The following is a 25,026-nucleotide window of genomic DNA, read 5'->3' on the forward strand; positions in this document are numbered from 1 at the left end:
CATGCAACAGACACCAATTCACGACGCGGACGAGACGAACGGGATCGAGTACGAACAACTTGAGGACGCACTCTCCCCCGAAATTTGGGAGAGCGTAGGCCGCCGACTGCTGGCGAAGATGCTGGCCGAGTTCAGCTACGAGGACCTCATCTCACCCCGAAAAACCGAGGACGGGTATCTCCATCTCGGATTATCGGACGGCATCGAATATCGGTTCGAGGCCGACGAACGGCTGTTCGACTGGTCGAGCGTCCATCCCGATTCCATCGAGCGCCGGGAATCCGGCGATTGGGAACCGGCGACGGATCCGGTCGAGTTCCTGCTCGACGCACAGAGGACCATCGGCGTCTCGGACATGACCGCCGGACACCTGGTCCGGGAGTACCGCAACACGATGCTCGCGGACGCCCACATCGAGGAGGGAACCCGCGACGGTGAACGGGACCTCACGTCGCTCGACTACGCGGAACTCGAAGGGGAGATGACGGGGCATCCGTGGATAACCTACAACAAAGGGCGACTCGGCTTCGGCTACGAGGACTACCTCGACTACGCACCTGAGCGGAAACAACCCGTGACGCTCTCGTGGCTGGCGGTATCCCGCTCGCGGGCCACCTTCAGCGCCGTGACCGACCTCGACCACGAGTCGCTGGTTCGGGACGAACTCGGCGAGCGCTACGGGAAATTCCGCTCGAAACTGGAGTCCAAGGGTCTCGACCCGGACGACTACTACTTCCTGCCGGTCCACGAGTGGCAGTGGGAGGACAGCATCGTCCAACTGTTCGCGGACGAAATCGCATCGAACGCCATCGTCCCGCTGGGTGACGGTCCGGACGAGTACCTACCCCAGCAGTCGATCCGAACGTTCGTGAACACCGACGAACTGGAGCGCCATCACGTCAAACTGCCGCTCAGACTCCTCAACACGCTCGTCTACCGCGGACTGCCGGGCGAACGAACCGAGGTCGCGCCGATAGTGACGGAGTACGTCAAGGAAATCTACGAGGACGACGAGTACCTCCGCGAGGAATGTGATCTGATCCTTCCCGGCGAGATAGCGGGGCTGAACTACGACCATCCCGATTTCTCACGGCTCGATGGCTCCGCCTACCAGTACGACGAACTGCTCGGTTGCGTGTGGCGCGAGAGCATCTATTCCTTCCTCAACGACGACGAACAGGCCATCACGCTGTCGGCGTTGATGCAGGTCGAGGGCGGAACGCCGTACCTCGAATCGCTCGTCGAGAAGTCCGGCCTGTCGATGGAGGAGTGGCTGGATGAACTGTTCTCGACGGTGTTGCCGCCGCTGCTTCACTACCTCTACCGGTACGGAACGGTGTTCTCACCGCACGGCCAGAACACGATGCTGGTGCTGAAGGAGGGTCGCCCACATCGACTCGCCGTGAAGGACTTCGTGGACGACGTGAACGTCAGCGACCAACCCTTGCCGGAACTCCAGTCGCTTCCGGAGGACCTCTCGAATGTCCTGCGAACCGAACCACCGGAGGGACTGTGTCAGTTCATCTTCTCCGGACTGTTCGTCTGCGTCTTCCGGTACGTCGCCGACGCGCTGGAGACACATTCGGACTATTCGGAGGAGCAGTTCTGGTTGGGTGTGCGTGATGCCATCGAGGCGTATCACGCCCAGTTCCCCGAACTCGAGGAGCGATTCGAACTGTTCGACCTGTTCCAACCCGAGTTCACGAAGCTCTGTCTCAACCGAAATCGGTTGCTCGACTACGGCTACGAGGACGCCGACGGTCGCCCGCACGCGTCGGAACACGGGACGGTCCCCAACCCGCTTCACGAAGTGGTGGACGAATAACACGATCCCGGACCGAATCGCGGTCGGTTTTTGACCTCCCCCAAATAGAACTAACAGAATAAATACTAAATACACACTACTATATTGTTTTTGGTCTATCAAACGCTCTAAGGCCCGATTAGAAGATAACAGAAACTAATCTATTTTGTTAGTAAACGAAAAGTTTTAAAAGATTACTGTTATGATAGGCATGCGTGTCCGGTACTCTCCGATACGGCACCGGACAAACGAGAACTATGAAAGACATACTTCAAAAGCGACTCGACGACCGCGGACAGGTCGGCATCGGGACGCTCATCGTGTTCATCGCGATGGTACTGGTCGCCGCGATTGCGGCGGGCGTGCTCATCAACACGGCGGGTTTCCTCCAATCGAAGTCTCAACAGACAGGACAGGACAGCAGCGCACAGGTCTCCAACCGCGTCGATATCGTCAGCGTGTACGGTAACGTCTCCGGCAGTGGTCATGTCGACCTCGTCAACTTCACCGTCATGCGCGGGTCGGGTTCGGACGACATCAACCTCTCCCAAGCGACGATCGAATGGATCGGCCCGGACAACGCGACGACGCTCGTCGGGAACAACTCCTCGATGGTCGGCAACAAAGTCGTCATTGCCCCGTCGAGCAACGAGTTCGCTATCAGTCCGATCAAGGACACCGATGAGTCGCGTCCCGTGCTCAACAGCCAGGACGACCGACTTCGGCTAACGGTCCCTGCCGACCTGCTCAGCGACGACGGCAACGGACTCTCGGAAGGTCAGACCGCACAGGTGAAGATTACTACCCAGTACGGTGCGACCACGGTCTATCAGGTCTCCATCCCGCAGTCGCTCTCGCAGAAGAAAGCGGTCACGGTCTAACGACCCACGAGACGAACTGACGTTTCTTTTCCGTTTACTCGACACGCCAGCGACGGCGTTTCGCACGTCACGACCCACCATCGTCGGAAGCGTCAGCAATTCAACCACAACCGTTATATGCTGATCGATACAACGATGTTCCATTCATGGGAAACCGACCGACGATAACGCGACGACGATTGCTTCGCGGGGTTGGAACGACAGGCGTTCTCGCGCTCGCCGGGTGTACGTCGAGTGACGACGGTGGCGATGGTGGGGGCGACAGGAGCACGAGTTCGGGCGAAACCGATTCGACCGACGGGGGAACTTCGAGCGAGGAAACGACCTCCTCCGACCTGAAGGGCTTCTCGGGGACGATGACCATCTTCCACGCGGGAAGCCTCTCCGCGCCGTTCGACGCCGCCGAGAAGAAAGTCGAGTCGAACTACGACGTACAGGTCAATCAGGAGGCGAAGGGGTCGGTCGATTCCACGCGGAAGATCACCAACCTCGGCCGGTCGGCGGACGTGCTCGGCGTGGCCGACTACCGCCTCCTCCGGGACATGATGCTCCCGAAGCACGCGAAGTGGTACGCGGTGTTCGCGACCAACGCCATGACCATCGCCTACACCGACAAATCGACGGGCGCGGACGAAATCTCCGCCGACAACTGGTGGAAGATCCTCGGGCGTGACGACGTGACGTTCGGTCATTCCGACCCCGCCGCGGACCCGAACGGCTATCGCTCCGTGATGTCGATGAAGCTCGGTGCGATTCCGCTGGACGGCGAGAAACTGTTCGACGAGAGCACGTCGAAGAAACTCATCGACAAGTCCAAGGTCCCGTCGAGCACCGAAACGGACCTCCTCAGTCAACTGCACTCGGGCGACCTCGATTACGCGTGGGAGTATCAGTCCACGAGCGCGAGCCACGACGTGAAGACGGTGGACTTACAGCCCTCGGTGGACCTCTCGAAAGCCACGAAGAAGTACGCCGAACACTACGCGAAGGTGAGCGTGAAGACGGACAGCGCGACGTACACTGGAGCGCCCATCGCCTACGGAATGACGGTTCCGACGAATGCGAAGAACACCGAGGCTGGGAACGCGTGGGTCGAGTACATGATCACGGAGCCTGGAGGAAAGATACTGAAGGACAACGGCTTCAAACCGGTTTCCCCTGCGGTCGTCCCGAAGAGTCAGAAGGACGCCGTCCCCGAGACCATCATGAACGACGCGGAAGCCAAATCGGCACTCGGCCCGCTCAAGCTATAGCCGGACTCCGAACTACCGCCGAGATCCGACACGAACCAATAGAAAACCAATGAGCGATTCCAACTACGAGGACGGGCGATATCGAACGACTTCCACGGCGATGCTCGGTCGGGGGTCGGTCGTACTGACGGTGCTGACGGTCCAAGTACTCGCGTTCGCGGCGCTCTACGTGCTCGGCCATCCGACGCTCTACATCGGTGTCGCGCTCGTGAGCGCCGCGCTGTTGGGATGGCGGGCGAACCGTGGCTGGTTCGGCGTGGCCGCCGCGACGTTCGGCGTCGTCCTCCTGCTCGCGCTCGGCATGCCGTTCGCCATGTTTTTCGTCAATCAAGAACCGGACCTCCTCGTCGAGACGGCCACGTCGTCGGAAGTCCACACGATGTTGTACCTCACTATCTACGGCCCGCTCCTCGCAACGGTTGGGGCACTCGTCTTCGGCGTCCCGCTCGCCTCCCTCCTCGCCCGCGGCTTCACGGGACAGGCGATCGTGGAGAGTCTGGTCGATCTGCCGCTCGTCGTTCCCCACTCGGTCGCCGGAATCCTCATCCTGTTCGGCTTCGGGAAACACGGGCTGTTTCCGGGGACGTCGGTGTTGACCACGATGACCGGAATGGTACTGGCGCTGACGTTCGTGAGCGCACCCTACGCGGTCAACACCACCCGTGAGGCGTTCGAATCGATCGATTCGGGACTCGAATACGCCGCACGAAGCCACGGCGCGACGCCGTTCGAGACGTTCCGCCGGATTCAGGTGCCGCTCGCGTCTCGCGGCATCGTCACGGGCGGCGTCCTCGCGTGGGCGCGCGGCGTCTCGGAGTTCGGCGCGATTGCCATCGTCGCCTACAGCGTGAACTTCTTTTACCCGTTCACCGGAAAGGAGACCATCTCACAACATGCGCCGGTGTACATCCTGACACGTATCGATCCGCAGGATTGCAACACGCGAGCGCCGTCGCGTTCATCCTGCTGGTGATGAGCGCGGGCATCTTCCTCGTCGTTCGACTGCTCACGGGGACGAAATCGGGGGGATTCCTGTGAGTTTCGACGTGGACATCGCGGCGACGTTCACCACTCAAGGTACCGACCCGTTCGACCTCGAAACCGAGTTCTCTGTCGAGACGGGCGAAACCCTCGTCGTTCTCGGCCCGAGCGGGAGCGGCAAGACGCTCCTGCTCGAAACGGTTGCTGGCTATCACGACCACGATGGTCACGTCGGATTCGACGGCCACGACGTGACGGACGACCCGCCGGAAGAACGGGGATTCGGCTTCGTGTTTCAGGATTACGCGCTCTTTCCGCACATGACCGCGCGGGAAAACGTGGCGTTCGGCGCGCGCTATCACCCGGAAGCGCGCGACGCCGATACCGTCCTCGCCGACCTCGGCGTGGACCACCTCGCGGACCGTCGCCCGGAAACGCTCTCCGGCGGCGAGCGCCAGCGCGTGGCGCTGGCGCGTTCGCTCGCCATCCGTCCCGCCGCACTCCTGCTGGACGAACCGCTTTCCGCGCTCGACGTGCCGACGCGCGAGGCGCTCCGCGACGACCTCCGGGACCTCGTCGCGGACATCACCGCGATTCACGTCACTCACAACCGGACGACTGCCCGGGCGCTCGCCGACCGAATCGCCGTCATGCGCGACGGTCGTATCGTTCAACTCGGCTCCGTGGAGGACGTGTTCCACCGCCCAGCGACGCCCTTCGTCGCGTGGTTTACCGGATCGAACTGCCTTCCCGTGTCGGTGCTACCGGACGGCACGATTTCCGGGTCGTCGGCGACCCACGTCTCGATTCGGCCGGAGTACGTCGAACTGGATGGCTCGAATCCGACGGCGATGGCGAGCGTCACCCGCATCACGCCGCGGGACGGCGACGATAGGGTAACGCTCGCGCTCGGAGACGAGGAGGTGACGGCGTTCAGCAACGCGGCCCTGACGGTCGGCGAGTCGGTGCCCGTGACCCTCCCGACGGACCATCTCTGGTCGATCGAGGGCGGAAAAGCGGTGAAACCGTCGTCGGTCGCTCCGCGGCCGACCGACGATTGACGGTTTGGGAGGCCGTTTCGTTGGAAGTCGTCTCGGCGAATCAGTCGCTTCCGGGAGCAGCCACCGTCTCGCACCCGAGCACGTCCTCGACCATGTCCAGCGCGTCGGCCTGCTCGTCCGGCATGACTTCCAGCACGACGATGCCGTCGTAGCAGTCATCGAGGAGCGAGATTAGCCGCTCCATCTCCATCGTTCCGGTGCCGAACGCCAAGCCGTCGGTGGTTTTGGTCCCGTCACAACAGTGGACGACCGGTATCGAGTCGCCGTGCTCGGTCAGCAGGCTCTCCAGCAGGGGGAAAAAATTCGCCTCGGCCGTGTAGAAGTGGGCCGTATCGAGGACGAGCGACAGCCCTTCCTCGAAGAGGACGTTTTTCAGGAAATGGGTACTGTGGCCCGTCGAGTTCTCGAACCCGTTCGGGACGGTGATATCGACCCTGTCGAGGACGTAGTCGAGGTTACTCAGCGGGATTTTCGCGGAGTGGACGACGAGCGTCGCGTCGAGTCGTTCACAGAGGTCGTTCGTCAGTTGGACGTATTCGAGTTGTTCGAGGTCCACGTGCGGCGTGTGAACCGAAGCGATTTCGACCTCGGCGTCCCGGCACGCGGCGACCGTTTCTTCCATCGCGTCCAAGTTCTCCGGGGAGAGGTGGAGTTCGACGGCATCGAATCCACGCTCGGCCGCGGCTTGCAACTCCGCTTCCGTTGGGGGGCACTTTCCGACGACTTGCATCGGATCATCATAGCGGCTAATGTTTCAAATACGTATCGTGATCCATCTCGCCGCCATATCGCAGTACAACCGCCATACAGCGGCGAGAAACGGATATCAATACTGTCAGAATATATTAAATTTATATGATTTGGAACCTGAGCGACGGTCCACGACGCGCGCTCGGGAAGCCACTGCACTCCACTCCACTCCACTCCCGCCACCTTCCCATCTCATCCGATACCCCACCGCACCCCACTCCCGTTCACCCGATACCGATACCTTGCTTCACTCCATCCACCACACTCACGACGACCCGTTCCGCTCCGCCTTTTTGGTCGTCCGATGCGAACGGCCGATATGAACGTCACCGTTCTCGGCACGGGCGGAACGATCGCGAGTACGGCCCACGAGACCGGCGCGGTCCCGACCGAACGCGGAGCGGAACTGATCGAGCGCGTTCCGGAACTGGACGAGTACGCCGACATAACGGTCGAACAGGTCGCACAGGTTCCGAGCTACGAGATGACGACGGAAACGCTCGAAACCGTTCGTGAGCGGGTGACGGAACTGGACGCCGACCCGAACGTCGATACCGTCGTCATCACCCACGGCACCGATACGATGGAGGAGACGGCGTACTATCTCGACGTGGCCGTCAGCCCGAGCACGCCGGTTTTCCTGACCGGCGCACAGCGACGACCGGACGAACGGGGATTCGACGGCCCAACAAACCTCGTCACCGCGTTTGCGGCGGCAGGGGAATTCGTCGAAGACGATGGTGTTGACGGCGGAACCTACGTCGCCTTCGATGAGGAGATTCACTCGGCACGGTTCGTCACGAAGGTCCACACGTCGAAACTCGACGCCTTCGCCTCGCCCGAGGTCGGCCCGGTTGCGACCCACGACCGGAGCGGCGTTCGAATCCTCCGCCCGCCGCGAAGCGAATCAGTGCACGTTCCGGACGCCTCGCTCGATCCGACCGTCTTCGTCGTCGGGAGCGGAACCGGAATGGACGAACGGTTGGTCGCGTCCGCGCTCGACGCTGGCGCGGACGGACTCGTCGTGAACGGAACGGGACTCGGCAACGTCACCGCGGAACTCGGGGAATTTATCGAATCGACGGTTCGGGACGGAACGCCCGTCGTCGTCACCTCGCGCTGTCTCGCCGGGCGTACGACGCCGGTATACGGGAACGCGGGCGGCGGCGAGACGCTGCGGGACGCCGGAGCGCTGTTCGCAGGGGACCTACCTGCGCACAAAGCCCGCCTCAAGCTGATGCTCGCGCTGTCGAAGTACGCCGACGAGAACGGAGAAGCGGGCGACGAAGCGATCCGCGCACTGTTCGACGCGTAGGCCGACTACGGAACCAAAACAGGGTTCAAACGGAACCGAAGCAGGATTCACTCCGACGAGGCGGCTTCGATGATGAAGTACGCCGCGATGACGCCGAGTATCGAGACGGCCATACAGAGCAACATCGCCCGGCCGAACGCGGAGACGAAGGCCACGTGGACGATTCGCTCCACCTGCGATTCGACTTCCGGGGCGAGGTGTTTGAGCGTCGTCTCCGCGGCATCGGACCCGGACAGCAGCCCCTTGATCTCCTGTCTGTCGGATGCATCCAGCGCCGCTCCAGCCTTGACGAGCAGTTCGGCCAGTTTCTCGTTTTCAAGCGTCTTGAACAGGGCACCGGTCACCGCGACCCCGAAGACGGCCCCCAAGAGCCGAACCATCCCCAACACGCCGGACGCTTCGCCGCCCTTCGCGTCGGGCAGCGCTCCCATTCCGACCGTGTTCGAGAGCGTGTACGCCACTCCGATCCCGGTTCCGGCGAGGACGAGTGAGACGAGGACGGTAACCAATCCGCTCGTCGGGGTGACGCGGGTGAGAAAGACGAACGCCACTGCCATGAGTGCCATACCACCGACCATCGAATTTCGGACGCCGAGCCGGGTCGAGACGTCGTTCGTCCGTGCTTCCAACACCACCAACGGAACGGTGAACGCCAGGAATACCAGTCCGGTTCGTAACGGGGAGTAGTCGAGGATGTTCTGGAGATACAGCGTCATGTAGAACAACAGCGCACCGAACCCGTAGTTCACGACGAATCCGACCGCGTTCGCGCCGAGGAAGTCCCGGTTCGCGAAGAGGTCGAGTTCGATCAGCGGGTCGTCGGTACGCCGCTCGATGACGAAAAACGCCGCGAGCAACAGCACCGCTGCGCCGAGTGCGCCGATGACGAACGGTGACCCCCAACCGAGCGTGTCACCCTGTTGAATCGCGAGCACTAGCGCGACGAGACCGCCGGTAACGGTCACGAGACCCGCGAAATCGACATGATGGCCGACCGTCTCATCACGCGATTCGCGCACGGCCGCGAGCGTCAGGATGACCGCCACCGCCGCGAGCGGAACGTTGAAGAAGAAAAACCAGCGCCACGACACCATCTGGGTGAGGACGCCGCCGACGAGGGGCCCGGCGGCCAGTCCGAGGCCGGAGATAGCGGCCCAGAGCGCGATACCTTTGCCGCGTTCCTTCTCGGGGAAGGCGTGACTGACTATCGGTAGCGACGCCGCGAAGAAGGCCGCCGCGCCCAGGCCCTGCACCACACGGGCCGACACGAGCCACAGTTCGCTTTGGGAGAATCCGGCGAACGCCGATGCGGCGATGAAGATGGTAATCCCGATGAGCAGGACGCGCCGCCGACCGAAGATGTCCGACAGCCGACCGAACGCCACCATCGGCGCGGCGAACGCGAGCAGGTAGGCGTTGATGGTCCACTGGAGTCCCGTGGTCGAGATTCCGAGGTCCCGACCGATGGTCGGAAGCGCGACCGTGAGACCGTTGAAATCCACGCTGACCAGAATCCCGGCGATGCCGATGGCCACCACCACCCACCACTTCCGGTTTTGTTCGGTGATCGTCGGTACGCGATTCGCTAGCTTCGTCGTGTTAGTTCCCATCTGTCTCCCACCCCTTACAGTCGCATCCGAAGAGCGCAACCGTGCGACAGCTGTTCTCCTGCGTTGTCGCTTCATTACGCCGTTGACGGCCATAAACATGTAGTCGATTAAATCAGAACTATCGTCATTTTAGCGAAGTCTCACGTCCCTAAGTCTCACGTCCCTACTCGAAACGCCCAGGGGACAACTGCCGGAGCATCGGCGACGATTCGCCATCCACCGCTTCGGATATCAACTGTCCGACGACGGGCGCTCGGGTGATTCCGAGACCGCTCATGCCGACGGCGTGATAGTAGTCTTCCGTGTTCCCCTCACCCACGATCGGCAGGCCGTCGGGCGTGACGGTTCGGTAGCCGATCCATCCCGTCTCGCGGCGGAAGCGGTCGGCGTCGAAGCCGAGTTCCGAGAGCAGGTCCCGCGCTCGCCGTTCGAAGTCGTCGTTGGGGGAATCTCCGGTAGTGGGAGTCGCGTCCTCGTCCGTCCGAAACTCGGTGTTGTAGTGACCGACGTACAGCCCCTTCGCGTATCGACGGACGTAGAGTTCGTTCTCGAAGAGGGTGAACGGAATTCCGGTATCCGCGTCATCGGGCGTCTCGAACCCGACGATGGGCCCCGCTGTCCGGCGGACGGGAAAACCGTCCATCCCGTCCACGTCAACCGCCCACGGTCCGGCGGCGTTCACCACCGCATCGACGGCCATCGTTTCATCATCCAGTTCGATGCCAGTGACGCGCCCGGACTCGGTTTCGATGCCCCTCACTTCAGTCCCGGTTCGAATCGTCGCGCCCGCGTCCCGTGCTTTTTCGGCGTACAGTTCCGCGATGGCGACGGGATCGAAGTGGCCGTCTTCGGGCGTCGAGAGCGCGCCGACGGCGCGCTCGTCGTCGTACGGCCCTGCGTCCGGGAGAATCTCCGCGTCAATTCCCGCGTCCTGGAGCGAATCCGCGTACTCCCGATACGTCTCCAGCGTCGAATCCGACCATGCGACGTGGAGCAGTCCCGTTTGCGTGTACACCAGTTCGCCGTCCTCGATGAATGTCGAATATTCGTCCCACGCTCGCCGTCGGAGTTCGTGTGCGAATTCGCTCGGTGGCACCGCCTGCCACACGAACACGGCCATCGAGGCGGCCGTCGTCCCGCCGCCGATATCGTCCCGTTCGAACAGTTCCACGTCGTGGCCGCGGTCGGCGAGGTGGTACGCACAACTCGTTCCGATGACGCCGCCGCCGATGATGCCGACAGTCATGTATCCGTTTGCGGGATTGCTTTGGGGGGACCTGAGTGTTGCCCGTCACGGAAAACTGGCTATCGCGAGTTGATTACTCTACAGAAAGTATGTCAGATCTTCCAACGATAAGCGGGACGTCCCGCTCTATCGCTTCTCGCCGACTTCGACGCAGCCACCCGACTCTGACGAGCGGTAAATCGCGTCCATCACGCGCTGGGTGGTGAGCGCCTGCTCGATGGTGTTGAACTCGGGCGCTTGCCCGGCCACGACGGCGTCGAGGAACCGCTTGTCGCTTCCCTCCCAGCCGACGTGGTCGATGGAGGCGTCACTGACGGTGGATTCCACGAGATGGTCGGGACCACTCGATCTCGCTTCCAACATCGTCAGGTCGTCGCCACCGAGTTCGAGACGTGCGCCTGCTTCCGACCCGCGAACGACGAACTCCTGACTCTCGGCCTCGTTGGTCGCCCACGCGACTTCGAGCGAGATCGTTCGGCCATCGGCACAGCGGATCAGCGCCGTCGCCGAGTCCTCGACGTCGAACACGGCCTCCTCGGTGGCGTCGTACCAGTCGTCCGGGTCCACGTAGTCGTCCCGGTTCCCGAACTGGTTGCGGGTGACGCCGAACACAGTCTCGACCGGCGGGAAGTCCATCAGATACAGCGCGAAGTCGATGGCGTGAACGCCGATATCGACCACGACGCCGCCGCCCGACAGTTCCTCGTTGGTGAACCACGAACCGACACCGGGGATGCCGCGACTGCGGATGTAGTTCGCCCGGATGTGCCGAACGTCGCCGAAGTGACCCGCGTCCTGATACCCCTTGAACAGTTCAGCCGCCGTCGAGACGCGGTTGTGGAAGTTCACCATGCAGAACCCGTCGGCCTCCCGCGCGGTTTCGGCCATCCGTTCGGCGGCCTCCAAACTGTCGGCGAGCGGTTTCTCACAGAGCACGTCGTAGCCCTGCCCGAGCGCGGCGACGACGGCGTCCTCGTGAAACGCGTTCGGCGTGGATACCGCGACCGCGTCGAGGTCCTCGTTCTCGTACATCGTCTCGAACTCCTCGTAGGTTCTCGCGCCGAACTTCGTCTCGAAATTCTCGCGAATATCGGGGACGATATCGGCACCCGCAACGACCTCGTGGCCGAGTTCGAATGCGTTCGTCGCATGGGTCTGGCCCATGAATCCCAAGCCGACGACACCGAGGCGAACTGATTCTCCTTGCATGATGGCGAGAACGGGCGACTGAATAAAATATGTAGGCATAACGGCGAAACCTATCACGACCGTTTTCGCCGAGCACTTCGTAGGACATCGCGGTCATTGTTAACGGATCCTGTTACCGTTCCCCTTCCCGATCAGTTCCGACGCTCGGCCGAGTGAGGCTGTGTCCGATCATCGACGGCGTTCTCACGGTCGCGTTCACGGAGGGAGTTCATCAGACGGGAACCGAACAGCCAGTCGGCCCACGGCAGTTCGAACCGCTGGCGGTCGTATTCGGGGAACCGCCGATTCTCGGTCATGCTGAAGTTCACGAGCGCGACGAACACGATTCCACCGAGGGTGTTTCCGAGGACGACGGGAACGAAGAAATGGAAGAACACCGAGCCGAGAGTCTCGATACCGATGAACACCAGAAAGAGAACTTCACACGCGCCGACGACGCAGTGAAAGAGGTCGGCGATGGGGATGATGATCATGATGGCGTAGATGATGATGAGACGCGAGATCGTCTCCCGGGCCGCGTGCACCAACCAGACCATCGTTGCCACGAGGCCGCCTGCGAAGACACCTTTGTAGAAGAGCGCCCACCACGCCGTTCCCATCGCGTGCTCGCCGAAATGGCTGGCGGTCGCGGCCACAGCGGGGTCGAAAATCCCCGTCGTGGCGAGGAGGTAGGCGGTGATACCCGCACCGATGACGTTCGCCGCGAGCACGATTGTCCACAGTCGAAGCAGTTGCGGAAGGCTCGCGAGCCGCGTCAATACCAACGTCACCGGCGTCAGCGTGTTCTCCGTGAACAGCTGGTAACTGCCGATGACGATCATCACGAATCCGACGGGATACAACAGGTTGCTCATCCCCACGCTGTCCGGATACGCCGTCGTCATTGCGGCCCGCGCGAGGAACGTCGCGCCGATGCTCAATCCGGCGGCGAGCCCGCTGAAGAACAGCAACCGCGTGCTCCGCTCGATCTCCTCGTCCGCCGTCGCCGTCACGCGCTGGAAGATCTCGTCCGCCGAGAATCGGTCGCGGACGGCCTCGCCAGCGGCGGGTGCACCCCGCCGCGAACGATCGATCGTCTCCCGAAGCTCCCGGTTTTCCGGCTGTAACGACCGCTGAATCTCGGTTAGACCACCGACCTCGGCGATCGCTTCGAGGAGCGGTTCGAGCTCGTACGCACCGTCGTAGCGTTCGCCGTTGACGAAGAACGTCGGCGTCGCGTTCGCGCCGCTGTAGATGCCGCTCTCGAAATCCTCCCTAACTCGCTCTTCGTACACCCCGCGGTCGAGCTCGTCCGCGAACCGATCGACGTCCAGTTCGAGTTCCTCGGCGTAGCTGATAAGGTCGGCGCGGGTGAGCGCGTCCTGATGCTGATACAGCAGGTCGTACATCTCCCAGAACCGTCCCTGCGCCGCGGCCGCCTCCGACGCTTCGGCGGCCCGCTGTGCGAGCGGATGTTGCTCCGTCAACGGAAAGTGCCGGAAGACGAAGCGAACTCGGGTCCCCAGTCGGTTCAAAATCCGGCGGACGATGGGATAGAAATCGCCGCAGTAGGGACATTCGAAATCGCCGTACTCCACGAGCGTCACCGGCGCGTCGTCGGACCCGCGGACGTGATCCGTCTCGTTCACCGGCACCGTTAACGTCCGATTCTCGGTTTGACTCATCTGAAACCCACCCCGTCAGCCCCTCGACTGACCTGGTACAATAGTCGCTGTCACAGTGAAAGACGAGTAACAGGATAACGCTGTCGCCGGTACGTGGACCGCCGTCGAACTATAACGGATGCGAAGTCGAGTCGTTCTGATTCGAAATCTGTTCGAGACGATCGGGTTCAGCCTCGCGTTTCCACGACGAGCGTCGTCTCGTACTTCCCTCGCTCCATCGTCACCCGAACGTCGAACGCCACCGCGAGGACGTGCGTTTCACCGTCCCGATTCTGAACGACCACGCCTCGACTCGCTTCGCACGCCCCGAACTGTCGGTTCGGACCATCCGGGCAGTTGGCCTGACGCCACACCCGTGCCGCCGACTCGTTGTATTCGACCTGATACACGGTGCCCGAATCGACGCGAGACGAGCGAAGCGAGTCGAGCGTCCCCTGCAAATCGGTGTGAACCGTCGAGATGGCGGCGTCTCGTTGTTGCCAGCGATACGATTCCGGAACCCCGCTCCCGGCACCGTGAACGCCGCGCGAGAGGACTCGCTGTGCGTTTTGGACGGGCGCGTCGTACTCGCCGCTCGCGGCCACGTCCCCGCTGTAGCCTAGTTGGAGATACGCGAAGAGTATCGGAGTCAACGCGACGGCGACGAGTGCCGCCGCGCCGAGGACGAGTTGGGCGCGGTCGTTCATACGTACCACACCCAGACCGTCACGTCGCCGTTCGCCGTCGTCACCGTGGAGTGGCCGACCGGAACCCCTGCCGGTTTCCGATACCCGACGGACCCGTACGGCGTTTCGACCCGGAACATGAGATTGTCCGGAAGGATGCGGTCGACGCGATGTTCGAGCGTGCCTTTCTCGCGGCGGAACGACTTCGACGAGTCGATGATCTCCGCCAGTCGCGTCGTTCCCTGATGCCTCGGAGCGTCGTTCATGAGCACGTTTCCGGCGTCCTTCGCGTACATGTCCAGTTGTGTCCCTCTCGTGTGTGGCGCTGGAACGCCGAGCGCGAAGCCCATCGTAACGCCGAGGATGAGCACGACGCCGATTCCCGATTCCACGATGGAGAGGGAGAGTTGGGCACGGGGTTTTCGATCACCCATCGACGGTCACCGCCAGAATCGACTTCCGGGTCGCCGCCGGATAGTACGTCATTCGGATGCTCCCCGTCGGGAGCGCTCCGTTCGTGTCGAACGTGAACCGCGTCGTCTCGAACCGTGAGAGCGACACGTGAAGCTCCCCGTCGAGACCCGACTCGTTTCGGAGAACGACTCGTCCGTTCGCTCGAACGGTGCTCACCGTCGTCCCGTCCGGTGGGTGAACGACGAGCGTCGCGTTCGGCGTACGCCGCGGCAGCGTGAACTGTGGATCCCTTCCCGACAGCGGCGGTGTCCGCGTCACCGCACTCCGATTTTCGACCAGCACGATACGGCGAATCGTCGTGCCACCCGAGGGAGACCCGCGTTCCGCAAGAATCGTGTCGCCGAGCCTGATTCGAACGTCGTGATCCGCGAGGACGGGAAACAACGTCATCAGGCGGGTTGTGTTCAGATTCGCTACTTTCGTCCCGTCGAGGACGTTCGCCCGAATCGTCAGCGGACCGTCCGCGGACACGAACCGTTCGCTCGTCGCGACGGCGATTCGACGCTTCGTCGGGGTCCTGTCCGCACCGACGAACGCCCGATCGGCGATACCGACGCTCAATCCCGTCACCATCGTCAGGATGAGGAGGGCGACCGCCAGCGCGGGCAGGTTCATCTGTCCGCGCAGTTGTGACCGCGGGAGTCGCTCGTCCGTCCCCTTCCGGTTCATCGATTCGTCCCCCGTTTCCCGCGTTTCAGTTCCACGATGAGACCATCCGGACCGCTGTATACCGCGATGATAGCGGGATCATAACTCGACCAGTTTCCGCGTACCGTCGCGACACGGGACGGAAGCGAGAGTCGCACGCTCGAATTCGAGCCACCATCCGAACGGTCGAGCGTCAGCATCCGCCCGTTTGCACGGATGACGTACTCGTGGCCGCGAATCGTCTCCGGCAGGGAGACACGCATTCGTACGTCGACGTTCGTCCCATCAGCGGGAACCGACTGCTGAACCCGTTCCGCCGTCTTCGAGAGGACACGGTCGCCGACTTCGTGGCCGACGGCGACCTTGTACTTCGGAACGACGCCACTGTACAGCGTCGTCGTCAGCAGTCCGATGTACAGGACGACGAGTCCCGCTTCGAGTGCCTTGCCGATGACGGGGCTAACGGCACGGTCGTCGAGGAACCGCCTGTCACTTTTGCGGCTTCGATGTCTTTCGTTCGTCCTCCGTCTACGGGCGTCCATCATTCGACCTCCGTTCGCATGTCGTGGACGACGAGATAGGCGAACCGTCGCCCTGGGTATTTCGCCACGACGCTTTGGATACCGTCATCGTCGAAGTCCCGAACCGTCGTCGTGGCGTTCTCCCGCTCGAAGTAACGCCGCCACGCGTCGGGCGTCCTCGTCTCGATTGCGACTCGATAGGTACCGTTTCCGAGCGTCGTCCGGTTGTGCGTGACGTTCGTGCGGACGAGTGCGGATTCGCCGCTCGTGGAGACGACCGTTTTCTTCGAAGCGTCGAGTTTCGGTGCGCCGACGACGAGGACACCGCCACGCCGTGAGGACGTTATCGGCGGGCGTGCGTACATTTGGCCGCCGTCGTTCGTCCCTCGGACGACCGCACCGGCCACGTACGTGACACGCCTGTTTCCGCTCGTGAAAACGAGCGCATCGGTCTCCACTGTCCAAACATTGCCGGAGTCGTCGAGGACTCGAAGCTCCCGACTCTGGGTCGTCAGCTTGCCGTTCGAAAAGGAGATCCGACCGCGATGGATTCCGGTGGTCTCGACGGGGGCGAGTGCGTTGCTCATGTCGTTTGCGACACGCGCCGAGTCCGCCGTCGCGGCGTTGCTTTGGACGACCATCCCGACGCTGGCCGTCAGCGAAGCGAGCGAAAGCATGACGACACCCAAGAGGAGCGCGACGCCGACGACGTTCGATTGGGCGCGAGTCGTGCGGTCCGGACGGGGTGTGGAGGTCATACCATTCCCGCCCCCGCGAAGACGAAGTACGCGATTGCGACGAGTGCGGCCGAGTGAAGCAGTGCTTCGTAGAACCCGCGGCTCGCGTAGCCCGCGAACCAGCCACACGCGAGCATGGTCGCTTGGGTAACGACGTAAAACCGATATCGGTCACGGGTCGGTTGCACCGCGTTCGGGTCGAGCGCGAACCCGGCGTTCGACGAGGAGACCGTCGATAGCTGTGCGAAACTGTCGAGGACGTACGTGTTCACGGCGACCATGATCCCGACGACGAGCAGTGCCGTCGTCCACCCGACCACGACGTACACGAGCATGTTCGAACGCAGCGATTTCTTCTGGTGGTACAGCCGCCCGATTTCGACCTGCAGCGTGTCGAAGACGGTTTCGGTGTCCCCGCCGACATCGAGGGTTCCGGTGACGAGACCGATGGTTTGGTCGGCGAGCGGCGTTCCGACTTCGTCGACGAATCGGGTGAGGGCATCGCGTCGGAGGTCTCCTTCGCGGCTGGTGAGGTTCGCACTGAACGCGAGGTCGTTGACGTTCGGTTGAAGCGCGCCGAGATCCACGTCGCGGGCGACGCGCTCGACGGCAGTCGAGAACGGTCGCCCGAGACTGACGTGGCTCGACACGGCGTGGACGAAGTCCTTTATCTCCCGGTCTTTCGCGTCGTCACGGCGCGAGCGCCGTACCGACACCAACCCGACCGGAAGGGCGAACGCGACGTACGAGAGCAGGACGACGTTGGTCGGCGTGTAGCCAAGGGAGAGGAGAAGCGTTCCGACGATGACCGCCGCCGGACCGAACACGACGATGGTATTTGCGGGATTGATGAACACCGTCCGCAGGAAATCAGTGACATCCCTCGACCGTGCGTGACCCGGCGGGGATTGGTCCGCTGGACGGAGTGACGACACCATCACCGCGGCACCGGCACCGATGACGAGGATGAACGCCCCACTTCCGTAGATGATGAACGCACGAACCGAGAGCGCACCGAACGGTGCCGGTGCGGGTGCCGCCAACCCCGGCGCGAGGACGCTCATCACGGTCAACACGATGACGAGCAACGCCGGAATGACGAGCAGGACGATGAACATCTCCGCCAGCAGTTCGAGGAAATCCTGTGCCTGTTCATGAGAGCGGGACTGACTGTGGCTCAACATCCGCCCTTCCATCTGGAGATACTGCTCCAGCGTGTCGGGACCCTGTTCGGCGTGTTCGCGGAACTTGAGCAGAAACGGCGCGAGCACGTCCCGCGAGGGAGTATCACGCGCGACGATTCGCAAGCCGTCATCGACGCTCCCGGTCAGCGCGGCCTTGTTCAACACCTTCCGGAACGCGACCGCGGTTTCGCCGTAGGATTCCTCCCGGTCGGCGACCTTCCGAAGCATGGCGATCAGATCGTCGCTCCCCGACGAAAGTGCGCGGAGATAGCGTACCGCGCCGGGGAGCGTCCGTTCGATGTTCGACCGACGTGCACTCGCCGCCCAGCCGAGATACAATCCGCCGAACCACACCGTCGCCCGTTTTCCGCCCGTCGCGCAGACGACGGCGAGTATCGCTGCGGCGTCCACGCGGGACACGGACGGAAACGTGAGTTTCTCCAACACAGGTACGCCGCCGTGAAAGAACGACACGAGATGTGCGAGGACGGAAGGAGGGATTGCGAGTATCAATACCCCCGTCCACGCGAACAGTGCCAGAAAGACGACCCACGAGAGACCGTAGGTCCGCGACAGGAACACGTCGAAACTGGCGTTCACGTCCGTCGCGCGGTACCGTTTTCGATCCCGGTCGTGTCGCCTGTGATCGGCGTGGCGCGAGAACAGCGCGTACAGCGCGCGGTCGAGGATGCCGAGGGAAGAGCCCGAGCCCATGGAGTTTCCCACGACGTCCCCGTTCGCCGTCGTGTTCGGGGTCTCGGTGAGACTCATCCGCTCACCTCCCGCGATACTCGCTCCACCGTCGCCGCCTCGTTGTTCTGGAGGTCGGCGAGGAACGAGAACAACTCGTCGAAGTCGGTCATCCCCTCGCGTTCCAGATACTGCACGTAGTGGTGTTTGCGGTGGAACTCCGTCTCGACCTCCTCCACGCTTCGGTCGGTACGGTGGGCGAGTCGGTCGAAGAACTGGAACCCGATTTCGTGGTCGTCGTCGCCGAGTTGCGGATGGTCGTACTTCGTGTGGAACGTCCCTTCGTGGTCGCGCCACGCGACCGTGTTCCAATGAATCGTCGTGCCGTCCTTTCGAACCGTTCCACAGCGACCGTCCAACTCGGCCAGTTCGTCTTCGTTCACGAGTTCGATGACCTCGCCGACGTAGCGCTCGCCGTTGACGTTTCGCGGGAAGACGACGAGGTCTATCTCCCGGAGCAGATACGACGAGAGCCCCTGTTCGACCACACGGTTGACGAGCTTTTCGATGTTTTCCGCGTGCGTGGTGCCCAGAAGTCCGTGTCCCGTGTTGAGCGACTCGGCGAACGTCTGGAAGGAAGCGGGGGTGTTGATTTCGGCGATGACCTCGACGTCCGGGTTCAGGTAGTTGCACTCGGTCATCAGGTCGGCCATCGTCACCCGCTTGTAGTCGTTTTCGTGGTCGCGGGTGGTGAGCGAGACGCCGGTTTCGTGTGGCAGTCGAACCTCCCGTGACCCCTCGTCGATGCTGATTGGCCGGTCGCGGTACGGGATGAACGGCATGTGCGCGTTCATCAGCGTCGTCTTGCCGACGCCGGTTTGCCCGGAGAACAGCGCGACGCCGTGATGCTCGTACAGTTGCCAGAGGAAGGTGACGATTTCGGTGGAGATGCTTTCGGTATTCAGCAGGTCGACCGGCGTCATCGTATCGGGTGCCTGTTTTCGAATCGAGATGTGCGGCCCGCCCTCGCTGATGACCGGCAGGGCGACGGCACAGCGAATGGTCTCCTCGTCGGCCACACCGTCGGGGGACAGGTTGACCTTCGCACTGGGGTTGCTGGCGTTGAGTTCGACACCATCGGAAGCGGCCATCTGGGTGACGACGTTGACGAACGCCGACTCGTCCTCGAACGAGAGGTTCGTCGGGATGCGCTCGCCGTGGCCGATGGCGTGACCGCGGGGAATCACTTTGATCCGTTCCCCGACTTCGTTCGCCTCGATGTCTTCGAGTAACCCGTCCCGGATTGGAATCGTGAGTTTGCCGTGGCCGACGTAATCCCGAAGGACGTAGTATACGAGGTCCGAGAGGCGGTCATCCGAAAAGCGATGGTCCACGGGCGGAACGGCGAGGTCGTACTCCGCGAGCGCCGTCCGGACGCGATACTTCGCCGCGTCGAACCACGCGCGGGTGTTTCGGGCGGTGAGTCGCCGCGAGAGGAACTGTTTCGCGCGTTCGCGGACGAACGCCGCTCGGTCGTCCACGATGTCGCCGACGTGGGTCTCCCAGATTCGGTCCTTACACTCCGTGATGAGTCGGTCGTCGTCCGGCAGGAGGTTGGGTTCGAGGACGGCGTACTTCGTCGCAAAGGAGTCCGTTCCGAGCAGGTGTTCCTGATAGACGACGACCGGGATACGGAACCCCTCGAAATCGACGGTGTGCGTCTCGATACGTTCGCTGGCGAAGCGCGCGAGGTAGTCACCGTCCGCCGGGAGGTCGGTATCCGCGGGAGCGTAGTTCTCGGTGTGAACGACGAGATGGTCGCCCGCGGCGTCGGCGACCTCGATCTGTTCGTCGAGCGCGAGGGGGGTGAGTCGCCCGAGACAGAGGAGTTCGGCGAGCGCGTGATACTCGACGCGTCGCCGGGAGTCGGGCGAGAGGTCGGTCAGACGGTCGATGGCGCGCCGGTACTTCGGTTCGAACCCGTGTTCCACACACTCCACGGCACCTTCGCGCGTGAGCGGTCGGCGGAGGTTCGCGGTGGCGAAATACTCCCGAATTCGGGTGAGCGCTTCCCCGTCAGCGGCACTGAGCGTGGGCGTTCGAACGTCGTATCGAAAGCCATTCTCGGTTTCTCGAACCGTCGCGACGACGCCGGGATGGAGTTCGCGCTGGTCGCGCACGTCCGGTGCGTACCACGCGTCCGGGGCGTCCGGTGGAATCGGTGGGGGAACCGTCCCAGTATCAGACGTGGCAGGTGTGTCAGAACACGGTGAAATATCCATCGAAGACATGTCGTTATGAGTATGCTTGGTTTGCTATTCTAATTTAAACCTTTGGAAAATTTCGGATCATATATTGTTTTCTGGCGTGAATATTTCGGGGTGGCTACCGTAGCCAGGCCATTCGCGACGGAGCAGGAGACACCGAAAGGAATAGACGCCTGCTGTGAGTGGGTTCGATGTATGCGTTTGGCACGGATTCGTACCGCGGACGGGGTGTTGACCGGCGAATACGAGGACGGGACGGTGGACGCTGGCACAGAGTCGTACGTCGTCGGTGACGACGCCGAACTGCTCGCTCCTTGCGAACCGTCGGCATTGTACTGCGTAGGGCGGAATTACGCGGCGACGAACGAACAGATGGATTACGAGCGACCCGAACGTCCCGACTGGTTCATCAAGCCGCCGGTCTCGGTTCGTCCGCACGGAGCGGAATTACCGTACCCCGACTGGACGAGCGAACTGACCTACGCCGGAGAACTCGCGGCCGTTATCGACGACCGATGCACGGACCTCGACGTCGACGACGTGGACGACGCGGTTCGCGGATACACGATACTCAACGACCTCGATGCGCTCGACCAGGACGGGCGAACCGCCCGGAAGGCGTTCGACGGGTCTGGGCCGTTAGGTCCGTGGATCGAGACGGAGTTGGAGCCAACGGACGTCGATATGACGACGCACGTCGGCGGCGAACTCCGGCAGGAGGCGAACACCTCGGAGATGCTGTTTTCCCCTCGTGAAGTCGTCGCGTTCCTCTCGGAGCGGTACACGTTCCAACCGGGCGACGTCGTCTCCTTCGGCAGTCCCGCCAACCCCGGTCTCGTTCGTCCCGGCGAGGCGGTCGAAATCCGATACGACGGTATCGGAACGCTCGAAAACAGGATCGTCGACGCGGATTGACCGTGGAAACCGGCGTCGGGGTCGTCGTCCGTCCACTCTCTTTTCGGTGAGCGCTTGTGCGGGGAGGGAACTCTCGAACCACCAGCGTGCGGATATTTATTATTCGTGCGAATGAAACTCGGCGTATGCACCCAACCGTGGGAGATACTCTCTCCCTCACTGCCGAGAAGTACCCGGAACGCACCGCACTGGTGTACCCGCGAAAGGACCAGACCTGGAGCTATCGGGAGTTCGACGAGAACGTGAACCGACTCGCCAACGCGCTCTCCGAGCGTGGTGTCGGAAAAGGGGACCGCGTCTCGACGCTCCTGTTCAACACCAGCGAGATGGTGCTCACGATGTACGCCGCCTCGAAACTCGGCGCGGCGTTCAATCCCTTGAACTTCCGCCTGCCCGCCGGGGAGGTGACGTACATCCTGAACGACGCCGAGAGTTCGGTACTCGTGTACGAGGACGCGGTGGCGGACGTGGTAGCGGCGGCCAGGGACGACCTCGAAACGGTCGAGGAGTTCGTCCACGTGGACGATTCGAGTGCGGACACGTATTTCTACGACCTGCTAGCGGACCGATCGACGGTCACGCCGAGCGTGGACGTGTCACAGGACGACGACTACATCGTCATGTACACCAGCGGGACCACCGGGCGGCCGAAAGGCGTCGTCCACGCTCACCGGGACATGATCGAACACAGCATGTCCGTGCTCGTGGACCAGCAACTGACCCGGGACGACGTCGGCCTCTCGGCGGCACCGCTCTATCACTCGGCGGAACTCCACGTCTTCCTCATCCCACGGATTCACGTGGGAGCGGCAACCGTCGTTCAGCACTCCTTCGATCCGGAGTTGGCGCTCTCGATGCTCGCGGAACACGACGTGACGGTTCTGTTCGGTGCGCCGACGATGTGGCTCGCGATGCTCCAAGCGGACCCGGAATCTTACGACCTCTCCGCGCTCCGACTGGGCGGGTACGGTGGAGCGAGCATGGCACCGGCGACCGTCCGCGACATCCACGAACGAATCGGCTGTGACCTCCTCCAGTACTACGGAATGACCGAACTCGGTCCGGCGGTCACGGTGCTCTATCCGGACGAACAACTGGAGAAGGCGGGAAGCGCCGGAATTCCTATCCTCAATCACGACGTCCGCATCGCCCGACTCGACGAGAACGGTAACGCGCTCGCGCCTGACGATGAGGCACTGACCGGAACCGTTGGCGAGATAATCGTTCAGGGTCCGGCGTTGATGCGAGGGTACTGGAATGGTCCCGAAAAAACCGACGCGGCGATCCGTGACGGATGGTACTACTCCGGTGACCTCGGCTACGCCGACGAGGACGGCTACGTCTGGGTCAAAGACCGCGCGGACGACATGATAATCAGCGGTGGAGAAAACATCTATCCGCGAGAAGTAGAAGACACGCTCCTCGAACACGCCGACGTGTTCGAGGCGGCGGTCGTCGGCATCCCCGACGACGAGTGGGGCGAGAAAGTGGTCGCGTACGTCGCTGCCGAACCGGGGACGACCGCGGAAACGCTCGATTCGTTCCTCCTCCGGAGCGACGACCTGGCCGATTTCAAGCGCCCGCGTGAGTACGCCTTCGTGGACGAACTGCCGAAGACGCCCAGCGGGAAGATTCAGAAGTTCGAACTCCGCGAGGAGGACGTGTAAGGGCGGAGCGAGCCATCACCACGGCCACTGTTCTCCGTTCTCCCCCTCTGTTCGAATTCAAAACATTCTCCGACTGACTGTTGTTTTCACCGAGAAAAGAGTTATATCATAATACCTCGTCGGAGTTCGTGACTGCGGTTCGCCGTTCCACCCTGTCAGCCATCTATATAGTAGTATTATTCCGATATTACTACTATTGGTGGAAATTGTTCGAATAGTGGCACCAATAGCGCTCCGTTCGGGTATGACCTGAACGGTGGTAATATGAACGCCTATTATAAGCGGTTTTTATGTCCCATCGGCCTCCTCCGAGTGAATGACGCGAAAATCCGAACGGGCGAACGGTGGCACGTCACGACGAAACTTCCTCGCGGTAACCGGCGTCGCTGGCGCAGCAGCCCTCGCTGGCTGTAGCGGCAGTAGCGGCGATTCCAAAGATTCGAGCACGAGCTCGGGAGGCGACGGTTCGGACACGTCCAACGACAACTCCGACAAAACGTCGGAACAGAGCGGCGACACGAAGAGCAAGGACCTCCTGACGGCGGGTGGCTCCTCGACGGTGTACCCCATCACGAACGATGCGGCGTCGCTGTGGAACTACAACGCACCGGCGGACGACGAGGAGTACTGGCCCCACAGCAAGTACAACATCGACACGAAGAAGAACTTCGCCGACTACTGGGCCTCCCAGTACGACGTTCCGACGAACAGCGACAAGGGCCTCCCATTCCACGTTTCCGTCGGCCTGAGCCACTCGGGCGTCGGCCTGAACAAGGTCAAGGAAGGGAAGACGGACATCGGCGACGCCTCCGCTCCCGTGCAGGCGGAACTCTCGGGACTCGACAGCTACGACAAGTTCAAGAACCACGTCGTCGGCATCGACGCGATGCAGGTCGTCGTCAGCAAGGACATCAAAGACAGCGGCGTCAAACAGATCACGATCGAAGATCTCGCCAAGGTCTACAGAGGGAAAATCACGAACTGGAGCAAACTCGGCGGTCCGGACCGCAAAATTCAGGTCGTCGGTCGTGTCGAAGGGTCGGGTACCCGAACCATCTTCCACGAGAACGTCCTCGACGGGAAGAAGGAAGCGGCCGGTGTCCAGGTGCACAAGGGCGAGAACCAGCAAGTCGCCTCCACGGTGGGTGGCTCCAACAACGCCATCGGGTACGTCGGCTACGCGTTCGTCAGCGACAAAACTCCCGCGCTCCACCTCAAAGTCGATAACACGGTGTACTCCCAGAAGAACGGGAACCTCGGTTCGAAGGACTACCCGCTCAACCGTGACCTGCACTGTTACACCTACGAGGGAACTGACAAGTACGAAGCCGCGTTCATCGGCATGATCATCAGCGAATTCGGTCAGAAGGAGTTCGTCAAGCCGCACAACTACATCATGCTCCCGGAGGATCGCCGAAAGGAAGAGAAGCAGAAGCTCAAGCAGTAAACCAGGCGGTAGCATCCGTCAGCAGCCACAGTATCAG

At 62.2% G+C, this 25,026-nt stretch carries 21 protein-coding genes; 9 read left to right on the plus strand and 12 right to left on the minus strand.

The genetic code is table 11. The features are described 5' to 3' along the window. Position 1: 1 nt before the first annotated feature. From NKF25_RS20870 to NKF25_RS20890, 5 genes are all read left to right on the plus strand, one after another. Positions 2–1,825, plus strand: a complete 1,824-nt coding sequence (locus NKF25_RS20870; protein ID WP_253228568.1) for an IucA/IucC family siderophore biosynthesis protein — start codon at positions 2–4, stop codon at positions 1,823–1,825. Between the two features lie 236 nt (positions 1,826–2,061). Further along, positions 2,062–2,685, plus strand: a complete 624-nt coding sequence (locus tag NKF25_RS20875; RefSeq protein WP_253228569.1) for an archaellin/type IV pilin N-terminal domain-containing protein — start codon at positions 2,062–2,064, stop codon at positions 2,683–2,685. A gap of 146 nt (positions 2,686–2,831) precedes the next feature. Next, positions 2,832–3,938 carry a tungstate ABC transporter substrate-binding protein WtpA gene (wtpA, locus tag NKF25_RS20880; protein ID WP_253228570.1) on the plus strand — a complete coding sequence of 369 codons (1,107 nt, stop codon included), beginning with the start codon at positions 2,832–2,834 and terminating at the stop codon, positions 3,936–3,938. Positions 3,939–3,987: 49 nt separating this feature from the next. Continuing rightward, positions 3,988–4,911, plus strand: coding sequence for an ABC transporter permease (locus tag NKF25_RS20885; RefSeq protein ID WP_253228571.1), 924 nt, complete (start codon positions 3,988–3,990; stop codon positions 4,909–4,911). Between the two features lie 61 nt (positions 4,912–4,972). Then, entirely contained in the window at positions 4,973–5,980 is a 1,008-nt protein-coding gene (locus NKF25_RS20890; RefSeq protein WP_253228572.1) for an ATP-binding cassette domain-containing protein, read from the plus strand. Between the two features lie 40 nt (positions 5,981–6,020). Here NKF25_RS20890 and NKF25_RS20895 read toward each other — a convergent pair whose 3' ends face one another. Then, complete coding sequence (locus NKF25_RS20895; RefSeq protein ID WP_253228573.1) at positions 6,021–6,710, minus strand: TIM barrel protein; 690 nt, start codon at positions 6,708–6,710, stop codon at positions 6,021–6,023. 324 nt (positions 6,711–7,034) lie between these two features. Here NKF25_RS20895 and NKF25_RS20900 point away from each other — a divergent pair, with 324 nt between their 5' ends. After that, entirely contained in the window at positions 7,035–8,045 is a 1,011-nt protein-coding gene (locus tag NKF25_RS20900) for an asparaginase (RefSeq protein WP_253228574.1), read from the plus strand. Positions 8,046–8,092: 47 nt separating this feature from the next. Here NKF25_RS20900 and NKF25_RS20905 read toward each other — a convergent pair whose 3' ends face one another. The 11 genes from NKF25_RS20905 to NKF25_RS20955 all read right to left on the minus strand — a co-directional run bounded on the left by NKF25_RS20905 (position 8,093) and on the right by NKF25_RS20955 (position 20,975). After that, positions 8,093–9,655, minus strand: coding sequence for an MFS transporter (locus tag NKF25_RS20905; protein WP_253228575.1), 1,563 nt, complete (start codon positions 9,653–9,655; stop codon positions 8,093–8,095). Positions 9,656–9,818: 163 nt separating this feature from the next. Beyond that, entirely contained in the window at positions 9,819–10,901 is a 1,083-nt protein-coding gene (locus tag NKF25_RS20910; protein ID WP_253228576.1) for an FAD-dependent oxidoreductase, read from the minus strand. A gap of 126 nt (positions 10,902–11,027) precedes the next feature. Beyond that, positions 11,028–12,110, minus strand: a complete 1,083-nt coding sequence (locus tag NKF25_RS20915; protein ID WP_253228577.1) for a Gfo/Idh/MocA family oxidoreductase — start codon at positions 12,108–12,110, stop codon at positions 11,028–11,030. Between the two features lie 131 nt (positions 12,111–12,241). After that, a complete protein-coding gene (locus tag NKF25_RS20920) occupies positions 12,242–13,774 on the minus strand; it encodes a formate/nitrite transporter family protein (protein ID WP_253228578.1) in 1,533 nt (510 codons plus the stop codon). Positions 13,775–13,941: 167 nt separating this feature from the next. Continuing rightward, positions 13,942–14,460 carry a hypothetical protein gene (locus tag NKF25_RS20925; protein WP_253228579.1) on the minus strand — a complete coding sequence of 173 codons (519 nt, stop codon included), beginning with the start codon at positions 14,458–14,460 and terminating at the stop codon, positions 13,942–13,944. Further along, on the minus strand, positions 14,457–14,873 hold the full coding sequence (locus tag NKF25_RS20930) for a hypothetical protein (protein WP_253228580.1): 417 nt from the start codon (positions 14,871–14,873) through the stop codon (positions 14,457–14,459). The genes NKF25_RS20925 and NKF25_RS20930 overlap by 4 nt, the downstream gene beginning before the upstream one ends. Then, positions 14,866–15,582: a hypothetical protein gene (locus tag NKF25_RS20935; RefSeq protein ID WP_253228581.1), complete on the minus strand. Its 717-nt coding sequence runs from the start codon at positions 15,580–15,582 to the stop codon at positions 14,866–14,868. The genes NKF25_RS20930 and NKF25_RS20935 overlap by 8 nt, the downstream gene beginning before the upstream one ends. After that, positions 15,579–16,103: a hypothetical protein gene (locus NKF25_RS20940; RefSeq protein ID WP_253228582.1), complete on the minus strand. Its 525-nt coding sequence runs from the start codon at positions 16,101–16,103 to the stop codon at positions 15,579–15,581. The genes NKF25_RS20935 and NKF25_RS20940 overlap by 4 nt, the downstream gene beginning before the upstream one ends. Continuing rightward, entirely contained in the window at positions 16,103–16,840 is a 738-nt protein-coding gene (locus NKF25_RS20945; protein ID WP_253228583.1) for a hypothetical protein, read from the minus strand. Before NKF25_RS20945 ends, NKF25_RS20940 begins: the two co-directional genes overlap by 1 nt. After that, entirely contained in the window at positions 16,837–18,774 is a 1,938-nt protein-coding gene (locus tag NKF25_RS20950) for a type II secretion system F family protein (RefSeq protein ID WP_253228584.1), read from the minus strand. The genes NKF25_RS20945 and NKF25_RS20950 overlap by 4 nt, the downstream gene beginning before the upstream one ends. Continuing rightward, on the minus strand, positions 18,771–20,975 hold the full coding sequence (locus NKF25_RS20955; protein ID WP_253228585.1) for a type II/IV secretion system ATPase subunit: 2,205 nt from the start codon (positions 20,973–20,975) through the stop codon (positions 18,771–18,773). The genes NKF25_RS20950 and NKF25_RS20955 overlap by 4 nt, the downstream gene beginning before the upstream one ends. 180 nt (positions 20,976–21,155) lie before the next feature. On the opposite strand from NKF25_RS20955, the gene NKF25_RS20960 reads away from it, so the two are divergent. The 3 genes from NKF25_RS20960 to NKF25_RS20970 all read left to right on the plus strand — a co-directional run bounded on the left by NKF25_RS20960 (position 21,156) and on the right by NKF25_RS20970 (position 24,989). After that, positions 21,156–21,875, plus strand: a complete 720-nt coding sequence (locus NKF25_RS20960) for a fumarylacetoacetate hydrolase family protein (RefSeq protein WP_253228586.1) — start codon at positions 21,156–21,158, stop codon at positions 21,873–21,875. Positions 21,876–22,000: 125 nt separating this feature from the next. Further along, positions 22,001–23,542 carry a long-chain-fatty-acid--CoA ligase gene (locus NKF25_RS20965; protein WP_253228587.1) on the plus strand — a complete coding sequence of 514 codons (1,542 nt, stop codon included), beginning with the start codon at positions 22,001–22,003 and terminating at the stop codon, positions 23,540–23,542. A gap of 316 nt (positions 23,543–23,858) precedes the next feature. Next, positions 23,859–24,989 carry a substrate-binding domain-containing protein gene (locus NKF25_RS20970; protein ID WP_253228588.1) on the plus strand — a complete coding sequence of 377 codons (1,131 nt, stop codon included), beginning with the start codon at positions 23,859–23,861 and terminating at the stop codon, positions 24,987–24,989. Positions 24,990–25,026 lie beyond the last annotated feature (37 nt).

The sequence above is a fragment of the Haladaptatus sp. AB643 genome, from assembly GCF_024136975.1.
Lineage (GTDB): Archaea > Halobacteriota > Halobacteria > Halobacteriales > Haladaptataceae > Haladaptatus.

Bases quoted from the DNA above. Each gene is read 5' to 3' on its own strand.
- NKF25_RS20870 (WP_253228568.1), top strand. From the start codon at position 2: ATGCAACAGACACCAATTCACGACGCGGACGAGACGAACGGGATCGAG.
- NKF25_RS20875 (WP_253228569.1), top strand. From the start codon at position 2,062: ATGAAAGACATACTTCAAAAGCGACTCGACGACCGCGGACAGGTCGGC.
- wtpA (WP_253228570.1), top strand. From the start codon at position 2,832: ATGGGAAACCGACCGACGATAACGCGACGACGATTGCTTCGCGGGGTT.
- NKF25_RS20885 (WP_253228571.1), top strand. From the start codon at position 3,988: ATGAGCGATTCCAACTACGAGGACGGGCGATATCGAACGACTTCCACG.
- NKF25_RS20895 (WP_253228573.1), bottom strand. From the start codon at position 6,710: ATGCAAGTCGTCGGAAAGTGCCCCCCAACGGAAGCGGAGTTGCAAGCC.
- NKF25_RS20900 (WP_253228574.1), top strand. From the start codon at position 7,035: ATGCGAACGGCCGATATGAACGTCACCGTTCTCGGCACGGGCGGAACG.
- NKF25_RS20905 (WP_253228575.1), bottom strand. From the start codon at position 9,655: ATGGGAACTAACACGACGAAGCTAGCGAATCGCGTACCGACGATCACC.
- NKF25_RS20910 (WP_253228576.1), bottom strand. From the start codon at position 10,901: ATGACTGTCGGCATCATCGGCGGCGGCGTCATCGGAACGAGTTGTGCG.
- NKF25_RS20915 (WP_253228577.1), bottom strand. From the start codon at position 12,110: ATGCAAGGAGAATCAGTTCGCCTCGGTGTCGTCGGCTTGGGATTCATG.
- NKF25_RS20920 (WP_253228578.1), bottom strand. From the start codon at position 13,774: ATGAGTCAAACCGAGAATCGGACGTTAACGGTGCCGGTGAACGAGACG.
- NKF25_RS20925 (WP_253228579.1), bottom strand. From the start codon at position 14,460: ATGAACGACCGCGCCCAACTCGTCCTCGGCGCGGCGGCACTCGTCGCC.
- NKF25_RS20930 (WP_253228580.1), bottom strand. From the start codon at position 14,873: ATGGGTGATCGAAAACCCCGTGCCCAACTCTCCCTCTCCATCGTGGAA.
- NKF25_RS20935 (WP_253228581.1), bottom strand. From the start codon at position 15,582: ATGAACCGGAAGGGGACGGACGAGCGACTCCCGCGGTCACAACTGCGC.
- NKF25_RS20940 (WP_253228582.1), bottom strand. From the start codon at position 16,103: ATGGACGCCCGTAGACGGAGGACGAACGAAAGACATCGAAGCCGCAAA.
- NKF25_RS20945 (WP_253228583.1), bottom strand. From the start codon at position 16,840: ATGACCTCCACACCCCGTCCGGACCGCACGACTCGCGCCCAATCGAAC.
- NKF25_RS20950 (WP_253228584.1), bottom strand. From the start codon at position 18,774: ATGAGTCTCACCGAGACCCCGAACACGACGGCGAACGGGGACGTCGTG.
- NKF25_RS20955 (WP_253228585.1), bottom strand. From the start codon at position 20,975: ATGGATATTTCACCGTGTTCTGACACACCTGCCACGTCTGATACTGGG.
- NKF25_RS20960 (WP_253228586.1), top strand. From the start codon at position 21,156: ATGCGTTTGGCACGGATTCGTACCGCGGACGGGGTGTTGACCGGCGAA.
- NKF25_RS20965 (WP_253228587.1), top strand. From the start codon at position 22,001: ATGCACCCAACCGTGGGAGATACTCTCTCCCTCACTGCCGAGAAGTAC.
- NKF25_RS20970 (WP_253228588.1), top strand. From the start codon at position 23,859: ATGACGCGAAAATCCGAACGGGCGAACGGTGGCACGTCACGACGAAAC.